At 45.3% G+C, this 16,236-nt stretch carries 16 protein-coding genes, 1 other RNA gene, 1 pseudogene and 1 other annotated feature; of the genes and pseudogenes, 13 read left to right on the top strand and 5 right to left on the bottom strand.

Annotated features, from left to right (window positions below; all coding sequences use genetic code 11):
* Window positions 1-132: 132 nt before the first annotated feature.
* From AU387_RS20525 to AU387_RS09055, 5 genes are all read left to right on the top strand, one after another.
* Complete coding sequence (locus tag AU387_RS20525; protein ID WP_010335119.1) at window positions 133-303, top strand: YrzK family protein; 171 nt, start codon at window positions 133-135, stop codon at window positions 301-303.
* 59 nt (window positions 304-362) lie between these two features.
* Window positions 363-593: a binding site (T-box leader), on the top strand.
* Between the two features lie 91 nt (window positions 594-684).
* The gene (gene hisS / locus AU387_RS09070; RefSeq protein ID WP_059335506.1) at window positions 685-1,959 is read left to right on the top strand and encodes a histidine--tRNA ligase; all 1,275 of its coding nucleotides are present in this window, start codon (window positions 685-687) and stop codon (window positions 1,957-1,959) included.
* Between the two features lie 13 nt (window positions 1,960-1,972).
* Window positions 1,973-3,751, top strand: a complete 1,779-nt coding sequence (aspS, locus tag AU387_RS09065; RefSeq protein WP_059293511.1) for an aspartate--tRNA ligase — start codon at window positions 1,973-1,975, stop codon at window positions 3,749-3,751.
* A 60-nt stretch (window positions 3,752-3,811) separates the two neighbouring features.
* A non-coding RNA gene (gene ssrS / locus AU387_RS09060) (6S RNA) lies at window positions 3,812-4,004 on the top strand.
* Between the two features lie 83 nt (window positions 4,005-4,087).
* Window positions 4,088-4,852, top strand: coding sequence for a tRNA threonylcarbamoyladenosine dehydratase (locus AU387_RS09055; protein ID WP_059293512.1), 765 nt, complete (start codon window positions 4,088-4,090; stop codon window positions 4,850-4,852).
* Window positions 4,853-4,890: 38 nt separating this feature from the next.
* Here the strand turns inward: AU387_RS09055 and AU387_RS09050 are convergent, their stop codons facing one another.
* On the bottom strand, window positions 4,891-6,156 hold the full coding sequence (locus tag AU387_RS09050; protein WP_059335505.1) for a replication-associated recombination protein A: 1,266 nt from the start codon (window positions 6,154-6,156) through the stop codon (window positions 4,891-4,893).
* A 201-nt stretch (window positions 6,157-6,357) separates the two neighbouring features.
* Between AU387_RS09050 and cymR the strand changes: the two genes are divergently transcribed.
* From cymR to AU387_RS20520, 8 genes are all read left to right on the top strand, one after another.
* Window positions 6,358-6,774: a cysteine metabolism transcriptional regulator CymR gene (gene cymR / locus AU387_RS09045; RefSeq protein ID WP_003225879.1), complete on the top strand. Its 417-nt coding sequence runs from the start codon at window positions 6,358-6,360 to the stop codon at window positions 6,772-6,774.
* 19 nt (window positions 6,775-6,793) lie between these two features.
* A complete protein-coding gene (locus tag AU387_RS09040) occupies window positions 6,794-7,936 on the top strand; it encodes a cysteine desulfurase family protein (protein ID WP_059293514.1) in 1,143 nt (380 codons plus the stop codon).
* Between the two features lie 28 nt (window positions 7,937-7,964).
* Window positions 7,965-9,080 (top strand): tRNA 2-thiouridine(34) synthase MnmA, encoded by a 1,116-nt coding sequence (gene mnmA / locus AU387_RS09035; protein WP_004398509.1) that lies wholly within the window; start codon window positions 7,965-7,967, stop codon window positions 9,078-9,080.
* 83 nt (window positions 9,081-9,163) lie between these two features.
* A complete protein-coding gene (locus AU387_RS09030) occupies window positions 9,164-9,784 on the top strand; it encodes a tetratricopeptide repeat protein (RefSeq protein WP_081638347.1) in 621 nt (206 codons plus the stop codon).
* Window positions 9,785-9,808: 24 nt separating this feature from the next.
* On the top strand, window positions 9,809-12,205 hold the full coding sequence (recD2, locus tag AU387_RS09025; protein WP_059335504.1) for an SF1B family DNA helicase RecD2: 2,397 nt from the start codon (window positions 9,809-9,811) through the stop codon (window positions 12,203-12,205).
* A gap of 117 nt (window positions 12,206-12,322) precedes the next feature.
* Window positions 12,323-12,787 carry a PRC-barrel domain-containing protein gene (locus AU387_RS09020; RefSeq protein WP_044154311.1) on the top strand — a complete coding sequence of 155 codons (465 nt, stop codon included), beginning with the start codon at window positions 12,323-12,325 and terminating at the stop codon, window positions 12,785-12,787.
* Between the two features lie 11 nt (window positions 12,788-12,798).
* Window positions 12,799-12,990, top strand: coding sequence for a hypothetical protein (locus AU387_RS09015; RefSeq protein ID WP_010335110.1), 192 nt, complete (start codon window positions 12,799-12,801; stop codon window positions 12,988-12,990).
* A 21-nt stretch (window positions 12,991-13,011) separates the two neighbouring features.
* Entirely contained in the window at window positions 13,012-13,143 is a 132-nt protein-coding gene (locus AU387_RS20520; protein ID WP_024122308.1) for a YrzQ family protein, read from the top strand.
* Between the two features lie 33 nt (window positions 13,144-13,176).
* Here AU387_RS20520 and AU387_RS09010 read toward each other — a convergent pair whose 3' ends face one another.
* From AU387_RS09010 to AU387_RS08995, 4 genes and pseudogenes are all read right to left on the bottom strand, one after another.
* Window positions 13,177-13,833, bottom strand: coding sequence for an amino acid ABC transporter permease (locus AU387_RS09010; RefSeq protein ID WP_044154312.1), 657 nt, complete (start codon window positions 13,831-13,833; stop codon window positions 13,177-13,179).
* A 16-nt stretch (window positions 13,834-13,849) separates the two neighbouring features.
* The gene (locus AU387_RS09005; protein ID WP_044154313.1) at window positions 13,850-14,500 is read right to left on the bottom strand and encodes an amino acid ABC transporter permease; all 651 of its coding nucleotides are present in this window, start codon (window positions 14,498-14,500) and stop codon (window positions 13,850-13,852) included.
* 63 nt (window positions 14,501-14,563) lie between these two features.
* Window positions 14,564-15,384: pseudogene (locus tag AU387_RS09000) on the bottom strand (transporter substrate-binding domain-containing protein).
* Between the two features lie 22 nt (window positions 15,385-15,406).
* Window positions 15,407-16,135, bottom strand: coding sequence for an amino acid ABC transporter ATP-binding protein (locus tag AU387_RS08995; protein ID WP_059335503.1), 729 nt, complete (start codon window positions 16,133-16,135; stop codon window positions 15,407-15,409).
* Window positions 16,136-16,236: the final 101 nt, after the last annotated feature.

Genomic DNA, 16,236 nt, shown 5'->3' with positions numbered 1-16,236 from the left:
GTGTCCTCCTTTCTAATGATCGTAAAAAAAAGCATTCTTTCTTAATATCGTAAAGTCCTTTCTGATTTTTAAATAAAAATAAAATGATTTGTTTATACTAGGCATAAATACAATCAAAAAGGTGTGCAAATCATGAAATATCATCCAAAAATGGGGCGTGCATTTCACGACGGCGAAGGAAACCTGCATTTCAGTGATCATGCCGATCCTGATACAATCGGTTATCTCACTGAAACGGCAACGGAATTTGGTCTTATGTCCAAAGAAGCATCACAGCAGAAAAACAACCGGAATAAAGCTTGACAGAGTACGGCAATGCCATTATTATAATAGAAATCGAGTACATAATAAATAAAAATTAAACTGAACCAATAATGGAGAAGAGTAGGTCAGATTGCATGGCTAGAGAGGAACCGCCCCAGGCTGAAAGCGGCTCCCATTGCGTCTTTCTCGAAACAACACTCCGGAGGTTTCCTGCTGAACGCGTGATACCGTCATTAGGCAGTGAACGTGAACCTGCGTTAAAGGATCGAGCGGGAATACGAAAATATTCCAACTAGGGTGGCACCACGGGTATAACTCTCGTCCCTACTATATGTGTATAGTAGGGGCGGGAGTTTTTTTTATTTTTCATCATTGACGATAAATGTATATTTTATAAGGGATACATAAGGAGGTCTACACATGGGATATAACATTCCAAGAGGAACACAAGATATTCTGCCCGGAGAATCAGAGCGCTGGCAGTATGTTGAACAAATCATGAGAGACACTTGCCGAACTTATCAATATAAAGAAATCCGCACGCCGATTTTTGAGCATACAGAACTGTTCGCCAGAGGCGTCGGGGAGTCTACGGATATTGTACAAAAAGAAATGTACACCTTCCAAGACCGCAAAGGCAGAAGCCTGACGCTTCGCCCCGAGGGAACTGCTGCAGCAGTTCGCGCTTTTAATGAAAATAAATTATTTGCGAATCCTGTTCAGCCGACAAAGCTGTATTATGTCGGGCCGATGTTCCGTTACGAACGTCCGCAGACAGGCCGTTACCGCCAGTTTTATCAGTTTGGAATCGAAGCGATCGGTTCGAAAGACCCTGCAATAGATGCTGAAGTAATGGCGCTGGCGATGGGGATTTATCAGAAGGCCGGCTTGAAAAACGTCAAGCTTGTGATAAACAGTCTTGGCGATCGGGACAGCCGCAAAAGCTACAGAGAAGCGCTCGTGAAACACTTTGAGCCGCGCATCGAGGAATTTTGTTCAGACTGTCAGTCACGTCTGCACACCAATCCGCTCAGAATTTTGGATTGCAAAAAGGACCGGGATCATGAGCTGATGAAATCGGCACCTTCTATTCTTACTTACTTAAATGAAGAATCAGCCGCTTATTTTGACAAAGTGAAGCAATATTTAAACGATCTCGGCATTTCTTATGAAATTGATCCTAACCTTGTGAGAGGGCTGGATTATTATAACCATACCGCATTCGAAATCATGAGCAATGCGGAAGGCTTTGGCGCTATTACAACGCTTGCCGGCGGCGGCCGCTATGACGGATTGGTCGAGCAAATCGGCGGACCAGAAGCGCCCGGCATCGGATTTGCGATGAGCATTGAACGCCTGCTTGCCGCAATTGATGCTGAAAAAAGAGAACTGCCTGTTGATCAGGGAATTGACTGCTATATCGTGACGCTTGGCGAAAAAGCGAAGGATTATTCCGTTTCGTTGGTGTACAAACTGAGAGAAGCAGGCATTTCCAGTGAAATTGATTACGAAAATAAGAAAATGAAAGGCCAGTTTAAAACAGCTGACCGCTTCAACGCCAGATTTATTGCGATTTTGGGAGAGGATGAGCTTGCTCTAAACAAAATCAATGTAAAGGATGCAAAAACAGGCGAACAGATTGAAGTGGCTCTTGATGAATTTATACATGTGATGAAAGCAAACCAAAAGGGATAAGGAGTGGAACGCATTGTTTGGAAGAACATATTATTGCGGCGAAATGACTGAAAAAGCAATTGGCGAATCTGTAACGCTGAAAGGCTGGGTCCAAAAAAGACGGGACCTCGGCGGATTGATTTTTATTGACTTGCGTGACCGTACGGGAATTGTTCAAGTCGTTTTTAACCCTGATGTATCAAAAGAAGCGCTTGCTATTGCGGAAGGCATCAGAAACGAATACGTACTTGATATTCAAGGAAAAGTGGTTGCGCGCGAAGAAGGCACAGTGAATAAGAATTTGAAAACAGGCGCGATTGAAATTCACGCTGATGCAGTGACTGTATTGAGTGCTGCGAAGACGCCTCCGTTTGCCATTTCTGATCAAGCGGATGATGTATCAGAGGACGTGCGTTTAAAATACCGTTACTTAGATTTGCGCAGACCGGCTATGTTTCAAACGATTCAGCTGCGCCATAACGTGACGAGAGCTGCTCGGGGCTTTTTAGATGAAAAAGGATTTCTTGATATTGAAACGCCGATTTTAACAGGAAGCACACCTGAGGGCGCACGTGACTACTTGGTGCCGAGCCGTGTGCACGAAGGTGAATTCTATGCGCTCCCTCAATCTCCGCAGCTATTTAAACAGCTTCTGATGGTCTCAGGCGTTGAACGCTATTATCAGATTGCCCGCTGTTTCCGCGATGAGGACTTGCGTGCGGACCGCCAGCCTGAGTTTACGCAAATCGATATTGAAATGTCCTTTATGAGCCAGGAAGACATTATGTCATTGGCTGAGGATATGATGGCAAAGATTATGCGTGAAACGAAAGGTGTGGAACTCAAGCTTCCTCTGCCTCGAATGACGTATGACGAGGCGATGAACAAATACGGTTCTGATAAACCGGATACTCGCTTTGACATGCTTTTGACAGATGTATCTGACATTGTAAAAGATACTGAATTTAAGGTGTTTTCATCAGCTGTGGCAAACGGCGGAGTAGTCAAAGCCATCAACGTAAAAGGCGGGGCAGGCGATTACTCAAGAAAAGACATCGATGCTCTGGGCGCGTTTGCCGCAAATTACGGAGCGAAAGGACTTGCTTGGGTGAAGGTCGAAGCGGACGGAGTGAAAGGCCCGATCGCTAAATTCTTTGACGATGAAAAGCAGTCCAAGCTGATTGAAGCACTTAACGCCGCTGAGGGTGACTTGCTGCTGTTCGGAGCGGATAAATTCGAAGTTGTTGCCGCATCACTCGGCGCCCTGCGCTTAAAGCTTGGGAAAGAACGGGGACTCATTGACGAAAACCTCTTCAATTTCTTATGGGTTATTGACTGGCCGCTCTTAGAGCATGATGCGGAGGAAGGCCGTTTTTACGCAGCGCACCATCCGTTTACAATGCCTGTCCGTGAAGACCTTGAGCTGATTGAAACAGCGCCTGAGGACATGAAAGCGCAAGCCTATGACCTCGTCTTAAACGGCTATGAGCTTGGCGGCGGTTCGATCCGTATTTTCGAAAAGGATATTCAGGAAAAAATGTTTGCACTGCTTGGTTTCACAAAAGAAGAAGCAGCAGAACAGTTTGGATTCCTTCTTGAGGCATTTGAATACGGCGCTCCTCCGCACGGCGGAATCGCGCTTGGTTTAGACCGTCTCGTGATGCTTCTTGCCGGCCGGACGAATCTGAGAGATACGATCGCTTTCCCGAAAACGGCAAGTGCAAGCTGTCTGATGACAGATGCGCCGGGAGAAGTAAGCGACGCGCAGCTTGATGAACTTCATCTTTCTATTAAAACAAAAGTAAAGAACTGAATGTGCAGTTCGATTCTTGAAAATCAAAATCGTCTATGATATGATTTTGACAAGTTAAATAAAGTCCTGATGTGTTAGTTGTACACCTAGTTTTGACCGAACATTTTTTTGATTTGGGAGCCCGCATTTTTAAATGGCGTACATGCCTCTTTTCATTCGGTAAAGAGGACTTACAAGATTTAAAAGAGGGCACCCACCTGCTGAGAGCGGGTTCAAAACAAAGGAAAGCTGCAACGGCACAATTGGGACTTTATTTTTTATGCGCAGAAAAAACGGCTGTTTCTGTAATAGCCATTTATCATATGAAAACCAGATTACGAATGTGGAGTGAGGTTCTTGTTACACCAGTTTTCACGCAATGAATTAGCTATCGGAAAAGAAGGCCTTGAAACGCTGAAAAACAGCACGGTTGCTGTGCTTGGAGTTGGAGGCGTCGGATCGTTCGCAGCGGAGGCGCTTGCACGTTCAGGCGTTGGACGCATCCTGCTTGTCGATAAGGATGATGTGGACATCACAAACGTAAACCGTCAGCTTCACGCTCTTCTTTCAACTGTCGGTCAGCCGAAAGTGGATTTAATGAAAGCGCGTATTGCAGACATTAACCCTGAGTGTGAAGTGATTTCGTTAAAAATGTTCTATACGGAAGAAACGTATGAGCAATTCTTTGAGTATAACCTTGACTACGTAATTGATGCGTCAGACACCATTCATTATAAAATCCATTTAATGAAAGAATGTCTGAAACGGGATATTCCGCTGATCTCCAGCATGGGTGCGGCGAACAAGACAGACCCGACACGTTTCCAAATCGCAGATATTTCTAAAACACATACTGACCCGATTGCAAAGGTAGTTCGTACGAGACTCCGTAAAGAAGGCATCAAAAAGGGTGTTCAAGTGATTTTCTCCGATGAAAGCCCAATTGTGATCCGGGAAGACGTCAGAAAAGAAGTCGGAAATGACGATGCGAAAATCCGCAAAGCCAAAATGCCGCCGTCCTCTAATGCTTTTGTGCCGTCTGTTGCGGGATTGATTATGGGCGGTCATGTTGTCATGGATCTTTTGAAAGATATTGAAATCAAACGCGTGAAGGATAAATAATAAAAAAACAGCCTTGAAGCATATTCAAGGCTGTTTTTTTATTTTCTTTTTATTAATTTATCGTACACTTGCTTTAACGCAGATTCAAATTTACCAGTTTGCTTCGGTTTGTAATATTGCTTGTTCTTTAAAGGATCAGGGAGGTACTGCTGTTCAACCCATCCATTTTCGTAATGATGAGGGTATTTATAGTCGATTCCTCTTCCAAGTTCCTGTGCTCCTTTATAATGCGCGTCTTTTAAATGTTTTGGGACATCGCCGATTTTTCCTGCTCTGATGTCCGCGAGCGCTTCATCGATTGCTAAAATAGCTGAATTGGATTTCGGCGAGAGACAGAGCTCAATTACCGCATTGGCCAGCGGTATGCGCGCTTCAGGGAAGCCAATACGTTCGGCGGTCTGAACTGCATGCAGCACTCTAGGTCCGGCCTGCGGGCTGGCTAAGCCGATATCCTCATAGGCGATAACCAAGAGTCTTCTCGCGATGCTTTCCAAGTCACCCGCTTCAATTAATCTGGCCAAATAGTGAAGAGCGGCGTTGGCATCAGAGCCGCGGATCGATTTTTGAAAAGCGGACAAGACGTCATAATGCGCATCACCGTCTTTATCGTGAGAAAAACTCTTCTTTTGCAGGCATTCTTCCGCAGTCTCTAATGTGATGTGAATCACGCCGTCCGCAGACTCCTTCGTTGATAATACGGCAAGCTCAAGCGCATTTAAAGCGGAACGGACATCTCCTCCGCATCCGTGGGCAAAGTGCTCCATCGCCTGGTCATCAATTGTAACAGAATACGTGCCAAGCCCCCGGTGCTCATCATGAAGAGCTCGCTCTAAAGCCTGTTTAATCAATTGAGGTGTTAAGGGCTCTAGCTCAAAAATCTGCGTTCGGCTTCTGATGGCCGGGTTTATGGCGTGATATGGGTTAGCTGTAGTGGCGCCGATTAAAATAATCATGCCATTTTCTAAATAAGGCAAAAGAAAATCCTGTTTTCCTTTATCGAGTCTGTGGACTTCATCCAAAATCAAAATGACCTGGCCGGACATTTTGGCTTCTTGGGCTACGATCTCCATATCTTTTTTATTGTTAATAACGGCATTCAGCTTGCGGAAAGCAATACTTGTTGAACCGGCGATTGCTGTTGCGATTGAGGTTTTTCCAATTCCGGGAGGCCCGTACAAAATCATGGATGACAAATGTTTTGCCTGAACCATTCTGCCGATAATTTTATCTTCAGCCACCAGATGCTGCTGGCCGATAATATCCTCTATTTTCGTCGGACGCATCCGATATGCCAATGGCTTCATCATCATCTCTCCTTACTTAATTACAGGGTAACGGAAAACCGGAAATTAGAAAAGGGGGAAGCCCTGTTTCCGCCGGCTTCCATGAAAATTCGCAGAAGGTATGCTATAATAGCAGTTGGTCTATTATTTAATAAACGGACGAATTATATAGAAATTACCATTATATATGTGGAAAATCATGAAATAACAGAGGTGTTCATGTTGAAAATATCAACTAAAGGAAGATACGGTCTCACCATTATGATCGAGCTCGCGAAAAAGCATGGTGAAGGCCCGACTTCATTAAAAAGCATCGCACAGACAAATAATTTGTCAGAGCATTATTTAGAGCAGCTGGTATCACCGCTCAGAAATGCCGGCTTAGTCAAAAGCATCAGAGGCGCATACGGCGGATACGTATTAGGCAGTGAGCCGGATGCCATTACAGCTGGAGACATCATCCGCGTGCTTGAAGGTCCGATCAGCCCTGTGGAAGTGCTCGAAGACGAGGAGCCTGCCAAGCGGGAGCTGTGGATCCGCATACGGGATGCCGTTAAAGAAGTGTTAGACAGCACAACATTAGAGGACCTTGCCAGCTACACAGATGGAGAGCAAGAAGCTTATATGTTCTATATTTAGATCAGAGGTGTAAAACAAAATGGAACGGATTTATTTGGATCACGCCGCAACGTCTCCGATGGATGATCGCGTGCTGGAGAAAATGATACCGCATTTCTCCGGAAATTTCGGCAATCCATCCAGCATTCATTCATTTGGAAGGGAATCACGGAAATGGGTGGACGAAGCAAGAGCGCAGATTGCAGCTGAAATTGGTGCGGCAGAACAGGAAATTATTTTCACTAGCGGGGGAACGGAAGCCGATAATTTAGCGATAATGGGAACTGCGCTTGCCAGAAAAGATCAGGGAAAACATATCATCACGACAAAAATTGAGCATCACGCCGTGCTTCACACATGTGAAAAACTGGAGGAAGACGGATTTGAAGTGACGTATCTGGATGTTGATGAAAACGGCAGAGTCAGTGCAAATCAGGTGAAAGAAGCACTCCGTGATGATACAATCCTTGTGACAGTGATGTATGGAAATAACGAAGTCGGAACTGTGCAGCCGATCGATGAAATCGGCCAGCTGCTGAAGGAACATAAGGCTTATTTTCATACCGATGCTGTTCAGGCATTCGGATTTTTTCCAATTGATGTGAAAAGCAGCCATATTGACCTTCTGTCTGTTTCTGGGCACAAGCTCAACGGGCCAAAAGGGACAGGCTTTTTATATGCAAGTAAGGATGTAAAGCTTTCTCCGCTGTTATTCGGAGGAGAGCAAGAAAGAAAACGCCGTGCCGGAACAGAAAATGTTCCGGGAATTGTCGGGCTGAAAGAAGCGGTCAAGCTGTCGGGCGAAGAACGGGACGAAAAAAACGAGAAGTATCAATCGTTTAAAACAATCATTGCCGGCACGCTTAAGGATGCCGGTGTGGCATTCGAGATCAATGGAGATCAAGAGCATAGCCTTCCGCATGTTATGAACCTTTATTTTCCGGGTGTATCTGTGGAGGCACTGCTGGTAAATCTTGATATGGCGGGAGTCGCGGTCTCCAGCGGATCAGCGTGCACCGCTGGTTCAGTCCTGCCGTCACACGTTCTGACTGCCATGTTCGGTGAAGAGAGCGACCGGCTGACGTCCTCAATTCGAATCAGCTTCGGTCTCGGCAATACGGCTGAGCAAGTGAAAACCGCTGCCGAACATGTGGCTGCCGTTGTAAAGCGGCTGACACAATAAGGCGGACTTAATTATTGGAGTGAATGAAATGGAAAAACGGCCGGAGGATACAAGAGTCGTTGTCGGCATGTCCGGCGGAGTAGACTCATCTGTGGCGGCTCTGCTGTTAAAAGAACAGGGCTATGACGTGATCGGAATCTTTATGAAAAACTGGGATGATACGGACGAAAACGGTTTTTGCACGGCGACAGAGGATTATGAAGATGTGATCCGCGTCTGCAATCAAATCGGAATTCCGTACTATGCCGTTAATTTTGAAAAGCAATATTACGAGAAGGTATTTCAATACTTCCTCGATGAATATAAAGCAGGCAGAACACCAAACCCGGATGTGCTGTGCAACAAAGAAATTAAATTCAAGGCATTTTTGGAGCATGCCCTGTCACTTGGCGCCGACTATTTAGCGACTGGCCACTATGCAAGGGTCGACAGAAGCGGCGGCAAAGTCAGAATGCTGCGCGGCATTGATGAAAACAAAGATCAAACGTACTTCTTGAATCAGCTGACAGAAGATACGCTAAGCAAAGTCATGTTCCCGATCGGCGAGCTTCAAAAAAGCCGTGTGCGTGAAATTGCCAAAGAAGCAGAACTTGCAACGGCAACGAAAAAAGACAGCACAGGCATCTGTTTTATCGGCGAACGCAACTTCAAAACGTTTCTCAGCCAATATCTCCCTGCACAGCCGGGCGATATGATGACGATGGACGGCGAAGTAAAAGGACGCCATGACGGGTTAATGTACTACACGATCGGACAGCGTCACGGCCTTGGCATCGGCGGAAGCGGCGAGCCGTGGTTTGCGGTCGGTAAAGATCTTGAAAAGAACATCCTTTACGTGGATCAAGGGTTCCACAACCCGCTCCTTTACTCCGATAAAATCACAGCAACCAATATCAGCTGGGTACGTTCGGATATCATGAAGGGCGAAGAGATTTCCTGCACGGCTAAATTCCGTTACCGTCAAGAAGACCATAAAGTCACGGTTCGAATGACTGGGGAAGGCGAAGCGGAGGTTATCTTCGACGAACAGGTCCGTGCTGTCACACCGGGACAAGCCGTTGTCTTTTATGATGGCGAAGAATGCCTTGGCGGCGGAACCATCGATGACGTATATAAAGACGGAACAAAATTGTGGTATGTATAAAATGAAAAAACCTCAACAGCGAGTTGGGGTTTTTTAATGAAAGGAAGATGTCTGTGGACTACAATCAAGCCGGTATAGAGGCAATGCAGGAAGGCGATTACGAAAAAGCGGCAGAGGCTTTTACAAAAGCGATTGAAGAGAACAAAGAAGACGCAATTCCGTATATTAACTTTGCTAACCTGCTTTCATCAGTAAATGAACTGGAACGGGCGCTTGCGTTTTATGAAAAAGCGCTTGACTTAGACAGCGGGGCAGCCACTGCTTATTATGGAGCAGGAAATGTCTATGTTGTAAAAGAAATGTACAAAGAAGCGAAAGACATGTTTGAAAAAGCGCTGCGTGCCGGAATGGAGAACGGTGATCTTTTCTACATGCTTGGAACCGTTCTCGTAAAGCTTGAGCAGCCTAAGCTCGCTCTGCCATATTTACAAAGAGCCGTCGAGCTGAATGAAAACGATGCAGAAGCGCGTTTCCAATTCGGGATGTGCTTAGCGAACGAAGGCATGCTGGACGAAGCACTCAGCCAATTTGAAGCTGTAACTGAGCAAGACCCGGGGCACGCGGATGCGTTTTATAATTCCGGTGTCGCTTATGCTTATAAAGAAAATCGTGAAAAAGCGCTTGAAATGCTGGATAAGGCTATCGAAATCCAGCCGGATCATATGCTGGCGCTTCATGCAAAAAAACTGATCGACCCATCATAAAAAGCTCAGGAGGAGGGACGGCTCGTGCAGCAGCACCCGGATCAGCTGAAAATGGAGGAGGAGCCCTTTTTAAAAGGGACAGTAAACACCGTCATTTATCACAATGACGCCAATTTATATACGGTTCTGAAAGTGAAAGTCACAGAGACCTCCGAAGCTATTGAAGATAAAGTCGTATCCGTGACGGGCTACTTCCCTGCGCTTCAAGAAGAAGAGACCTACACGTTTTACGGAAAAACCGTTACTCACCCAAAGTTCGGACTGCAATTTCAAGCTGAGCATTTCAAAAAGGAGATCCCGACAACAAAAGAAGGCGTCATTCAGTATTTGTCGAGCGATCTGTTTGAAGGAATCGGTAAAAAAACCGCTGAAGAGATTGTGAAAAAACTGGGTGACAGTGCGATTAATAAAATTTTGGCTGATTCTTCAGTCCTTTATGATGTTCCCAGACTGTCAAAAAAGAAAGCTGACACCCTTGCCGGTGCTTTGCAGCGGCATCAGGGACTGGAGCAAATTATGATTTCGCTGAATCAATTTGGGTTCGGCCCTCAGCTGTCTATGAAAATCTATCAGGCCTATGAATCCGAGACGCTGGAGAAAATTCAGGAAAACCCTTATCAGCTTGTGAGAGACGTGGAAGGCATAGGCTTTGGAAAAGCAGATGAGCTTGGCGGAAGAATGGGGCTCTCAGGGAATCATCCTGAGCGGATAAAAGCGGCTATTTTGTACACGCTTGAAACGACATGCCTTTCAGAAGGGCATACGTACATAGAAACGAAGCAGCTGATTATCGAAACCCAAACGCTGTTAAATCAGTCAGCGGCAGATGGACAGCGCATTACAGAAATGGATGCCGCTAATGCAATGATTGCGCTTGGAGAAAATAAGGATATTGTCATTGAAGATGAACGATGTTACTTTCCGTCGCTGTTTTTCGCTGAACAAAATGTTGCAAAGCGTGTGAAACAGATCGCAAGCCAAACCGAATATGACGACCAGTTTCCTGAATCAGAATTCCTCCTGGCTTTAGGAGAATTGGAAGAGCGTATGAATGTTCAGTACGCGCCGAGTCAGAAGGAAGCGATACAAAAAGCGCTGTCGTCACCGATGCTTCTTTTAACGGGAGGGCCGGGTACCGGTAAAACAACGGTCATCAGAGGCATTGTAGAATTGTATGGAGAACTCCACGGTGCTTCGCTTGATCCGTCGGATTATAAAAAAGATGAAGCCTTTCCGATTGTGCTGGCCGCGCCTACAGGTAGAGCGGCGAAACGAATGAGTGAGTCAACGGGTCTTCCGGCGGTTACGATACACCGGCTGCTCGGCTGGAATGGCGCGGAAGGATTTACTCATACAGAGGACCAGCCGATTGAAGGGAAGCTTTTGATTATCGATGAAGCGAGTATGCTTGATATATGGCTTGCGAATCATTTGTTCAAAGCGATCCCTGACCATATTCAAATCATCATTGTCGGAGACGAAGACCAGCTGCCTTCCGTCGGACCCGGTCAAGTGCTCAGAGACCTTTTGGCATCCCAGGTGATTCCGACCGTAAGACTGACAGACATCTACCGGCAAGCGGAAGGATCGTCGATTGTCGAGCTTGCCCACGAGATGAAAAATGGGCTGCTTCCAAACAACCTGACGGCCCCGACAAAGGATCGTTCCTTTATTCGCTGCGGTGGTTCGCAAATTAAAGAAGTGGTTGAGAAGGTTGTCGCGAATGCATTGAAAAAAGGATATACGGCAAAAGATATACAGGTCCTCGCCCCAATGTACAGAGGGAAAGCCGGAATCAATGAGCTGAATGTGATGCTGCAGGATATTTTAAACCCTCCAAAAGAAAAGCGGAGGGAAATTAAGTTCGGTGACGTTGTCTATAGAACTGGGGATAAAATTTTGCAGCTTGTCAATCAGCCGGAAAACAATGTGTTTAACGGCGATATTGGAGAAATCACTTCAATTTTCTATGCGAAGGAAAATACAGAAAAAGAAGACATGGCTGTTGTCTCTTTTGACGGCAATGAAATGACATTTACGAAAAAAGACTTCAGTCAGTTTACTCATGCGTATTGCTGCTCTATTCATAAATCGCAGGGCAGTGAATTTCCGATCGTGGTTCTTCCTGTAGTGAAGGGCTACTATAGAATGCTCAGAAGAAACCTTCTATATACCGCCATCACGAGGGCGAAGAAATTTCTCATTTTATGCGGGGAAGAGGAAGCGCTGGAGTGGGGCGTGAAAAATAATGACGCGACTGTCAGACAGACCTCATTAAAAAACAGGCTGTCAGCGCAGGCGGCTGAAATGGATGCTGAGCTTGCGGCTTTGCAAAAAGAGCTCCCGTTCAGCGTGCGCGACGCAAATATCGGAATGGAAGGCATTACGCCATTCGATTTTATGAAAGAAGAACAGCTGTAAAAAGGGCTCCCGTGTTTGCGGGAGCTTTTTTCAGTGGGGTGGAAGTGATTTCATCGTATGTGTCAAAGGTGAAAAGCAAAACCTAAGCCTGTTCAACAAAAGGTGGTTGATCACACTTTGAGAACATGCCATGAGGTAGAAGGATTTCCTGTATATTCAGAACAAACTTCTTATTATCTTGGGTCGATTTCTGATATTTGTTTTTCTCTTGAAGGAAATTGTCTCGGATTTATTCTTGAACAAAAACGTCTTTTTCATAACCATCATGCGCTTTTACGTGCATGTGATATCAGTTGCATTCTTCATGACCGGATATTGGCCGCAGTCAATTCAGAACAGCTTTTGCCTCTTCCGAAATCATGCTTCACATATGAGCAGATGAAAATGAAGCTTGTGAAATCGCAAGAGGGTGATATTTTGGGGATGCTGGAAGATGTATACTTTTGTTTGGACAAGGGCATAATCGTAGCATATGAACTCTCGGACGGTTTCTTTTCTGACTTAGCGGGGTGCAAACGCCAGATCCAAAGAGCGGATTCGCTTGTAGAGGTGCGGAAAGACGAGATCGTTCTGAACGGATAGAGGTGTGAGATATGCTTATATGCCCGAACTGCAAAAGTAAGGATATCGGGAAAATCGGCGTGAACCAATATTATTGCTGGGGCTGTTTCATTGAGCTGACAGTGGTCAAAGGGAAGATTGAAACTCATCAAGTGGAAGAAGACGGAACGCTAAGCAGCCTGGATGATTTGTTTTCTGAGGATGAACGCAGCATCAATTTTTAATAACGAAAGGAGATGCGCAGGATGAATCGGACAATGACTTCTCTTTTGGCGCTGGGAGCCGGGGCTCTCGTGTACCGAATGGCTACTCAATCTGACATGCTGAATAATCGAAGCATGAAGCGGATGAGAAAAAGAATGATGAAGATGTTTTAAGGAATGAAGGATACTCTATTTAGAGTATCCTTTTTATGTCTGGCGTGCCTCTAGGCGTCTGGCTGCAAGTGAAAGACTGTAATTGACTGCAAAATACATCAATGCCGCCAGCAGAAAAATCGGGAAAAAATAACTGCCGTCAGCGCTTTGCCCGTTTAAAATCTGCGCGTTATGAATAAGCTCAGGCAGGGCAATGACAACAGCTAGCGATGTATCCTTTAATAAAGAAATAAACTGGCTGACAATCGGCGGAACCATCCGGCGAAGCGCCTGAGGCATCACAATAGAGAAAAGTGACTGTGTATAGCTAAGACCGGAGGAACGCGCCGCCTCAATTTGCCCTTTGTCAACTGAATTCAGGCCGCTCCGTATGATTTCAGAAAGCATGGCGGATTCAAAGATTGTTAAGGCTGTAATAGCGGCAGCTGTAATTTCAAGTTTGATCCCGATTTCCGGCAGGGCGAAAAACGTAAAGAAAATAATTAATAATAAGGGGAGATTTCTGATCGTTTCAACGAGAACGGCAATCAGTTGAGAAAGAATAGGGATTTTCGCATAACGGAGAGTACCTGCGATCAACCCGAAAATAAAGCTCAGGATGATAGAAATAAATGCAACGTACAGTGTGACGAGAAAGCCGTCCCATAAAAAAGCTAAATGTTCAGATGAATAAGCTCCGATGAAATCCAATGGTTTTCACTCCTTATCAATAGCTTCTTTCCAGCCGTTTTTCCAAATAGTTAACACCGATACTAAGCGGTATCGTCAGCACTAAGTAAAAGAGTGCCACAAAGATATAGACATCAAAAACGACGAGCGTGCTTGATGACACCAAATCTGCCTGATACATGAGATCCAATCCGGCAACAACCCCGAGAATAGACGAGTTTTTGACCAAGTTTAAAAATTGATTGCCCAAGGGGGGGATCACAATTTTGATCGCCTGGGGCAAAATGATATATACCATTGCCTGGCTGTAGGTAAAGCCTGACGATCTTGCTGCTTCCATTTGCCCTTTTGAAACAGACTGGATGCCGGCTCTGATGGCTTCTGCGATAAAAGCAGACGTATAAATTGTGAGCGCAACGGTACCCGCTTGGAATCCATCCAGCCTCAGACCCGCATTTGGAAGTCCAAAGTAAAAGACAAATGTGATCAAAAGCAAAGGGATATTGCGGATAAATTCGACATAAGCCGTCCCGAGCCATTGCAAGGGCTTAAATACTGTTATTCTCATCACCGCGACAAGAACGCCAAGCGCAAAGCTGCCGGCCAGCGCGATCAGGCTTGCGAGCAGCGTGTGGTAAAAACCGTCCATATACATGTCGAAGTTATCGAATAGAATAGACACATTCATATGCTTTATTCACTCTCCTTATAAAATCGGGATGAGCATCGCCTGCTCACCCCGGGATGTTCGTTATTCAGCTGGTTTTTCTTTTATCCATTTTTTATAAATCTCGTCATATCTACCGTCCGATTTCATCTTTTCGAGAGAAGCGTTAATTTCTTTTGCGAGAGCCAATTGTCCTTTTTTACGGCAACTCCATATGGCTCATCCGTGAATGGTTCTCCTGTTAATTGATAATTTTTATTCTCGTCAGCCATTCCGTATAAAATAGCATTATCCGTTGTGAGAGCATCACCTTGACCGGATTTCAGCGCTGTAAAGGCTTCGGTGTAGTTTTCGAACTCTAATACACTCGCATCAGGCGCCTTTTCGCGTATGTTTTGAGAGGAAGTGGAGCCTTTTACAGCGAGAACTTTCGAGCCTTTGCCAAGGTCCTCAATACTTTTGATCTTGCTGCCTTTTTTCACGAGAAGTGATTGGCCTGCTTCAAAATAGACATCGGAAAAGTCAACTTCCTTTTTTCGTTCATCAGTGATCGTCATCGTTGCGACAATGGCGTCGATATCTCCGTTTTGAAGCATCGGAATCCTTGTTTTTGATGTGACTTCTTTAAATTCAGCTTTGTTTTCGTCGCCTAAAATATCTTTAGCGATTTGTTTGGCAATGTCGATGTCAAATCCCTCGATATCACCTGAGCTTGGGTTTTTCAGGCCGAACAGCCTGGTGTCGGTTTTAACACCGAAAACCATTTTGTCTTGATCTTTAATGGCAGCTAATGTATCTTTTTTGCTATCCTTTGCGCTTTCTCCGTTTGACCCCTTGCTTCCGCATGCAGCAAGCATGACAACAGCGATTAAAGAAATCAATGCTAACGATAAAATGTTTTTCATACAAACGCCCCCATTTCTCTTTTTAATGATTTAAAATACGGCTCAAGAATAGGCGTGCCCGTTCTTCCTTCGGGTTTGCGTAAAACTCAGCCGGTGCTGATTCCTCCAGAATGTTACCTTCATCAATAAAGACAATACGATCCGCCACTTCTCTCGCAAACCCCATTTCATGCGTCACGACAACCATTGTCATGCCTTCTTTGGCGAGGTTCTTCATCACATCAAGCACTTCACCGATCATTTCCGGATCGAGCGCCGATGTCGGCTCGTCAAACAGCATGACCTCCGGCTTCATCGCCAGTCCCCGGGCAATAGCCACACGCTGCTGCTGCCCGCCGGAAAGCTGGGAAGGATAGGCGTTTGCTTTCTCAGGGATTCCAACTTTTTCTAGGTAATACAGCGCAGTTTCCTTCGCTTGTTCAGCGGATTGTCCGAGTACTTTTACGGGCGCCAGCATAATATTTTGCAGCACGGTTTTATGAGGATATAAATGAAAGTGCTGAAACACCATTCCGATATTTCGCCGTACGTGATTAATGTCAGTTTTTCTGTCATTAATAACTGTGCCGTTTACGGTAAGATTTCCTTCGTTAATCGTCTCCAGCCTGTTGATGCATCTGAGTAAAGTGCTTTTTCCGGAACCCGATGGGCCGATAATGACGACGACTTCACCTTTTTCGATTTGCAGGTTAATCTGCTTTAGCACATGAAAATCTCCGTAATGCTTGTTTACATTTTGAAATGAGATCATCGCAATCCTCCTAACAGAAACTTCAATAATTATGTGTAAATGTAACTAACTTACAAGGTTGAGGAAAGTAACAACACGATATGCTGCATACCTTAGTGTGA

Origin of the sequence: Bacillus halotolerans (genome assembly GCF_001517105.1) — a bacterium.
Lineage (GTDB): Bacteria > Bacillota > Bacilli > Bacillales > Bacillaceae > Bacillus > Bacillus halotolerans.
The sequence above is the reverse complement of the archived record's forward strand: the minus strand, read 5'-3'. Positions and strand labels throughout refer to the sequence as shown.

Excerpts from the sequence above, each read along its gene's own strand:
- AU387_RS09015 (WP_010335110.1), top strand. The coding sequence starts at position 12,799 with ATGCTTATATGCCCGAACTGCAAAAGTAAGGATATCGGGAAAATCGGC.
- AU387_RS08995 (WP_059335503.1), bottom strand. The coding sequence starts at position 16,135 with ATGATCTCATTTCAAAATGTAAACAAGCATTACGGAGATTTTCATGTG.
- AU387_RS20525 (WP_010335119.1), top strand. The coding sequence starts at position 133 with ATGAAATATCATCCAAAAATGGGGCGTGCATTTCACGACGGCGAAGGA.
- AU387_RS09005 (WP_044154313.1), bottom strand. The coding sequence starts at position 14,500 with ATGAATGTGTCTATTCTATTCGATAACTTCGACATGTATATGGACGGT.
- AU387_RS09040 (WP_059293514.1), top strand. The coding sequence starts at position 6,794 with ATGGAACGGATTTATTTGGATCACGCCGCAACGTCTCCGATGGATGAT.
- hisS (WP_059335506.1), top strand. The coding sequence starts at position 685 with ATGGGATATAACATTCCAAGAGGAACACAAGATATTCTGCCCGGAGAA.
- AU387_RS09050 (WP_059335505.1), bottom strand. The coding sequence starts at position 6,156 with ATGAAGCCATTGGCATATCGGATGCGTCCGACGAAAATAGAGGATATT.
- AU387_RS20520 (WP_024122308.1), top strand. The coding sequence starts at position 13,012 with ATGAATCGGACAATGACTTCTCTTTTGGCGCTGGGAGCCGGGGCTCTC.
- mnmA (WP_004398509.1), top strand. The coding sequence starts at position 7,965 with ATGGAAAAACGGCCGGAGGATACAAGAGTCGTTGTCGGCATGTCCGGC.
- AU387_RS09030 (WP_081638347.1), top strand. The coding sequence starts at position 9,164 with ATGCAGGAAGGCGATTACGAAAAAGCGGCAGAGGCTTTTACAAAAGCG.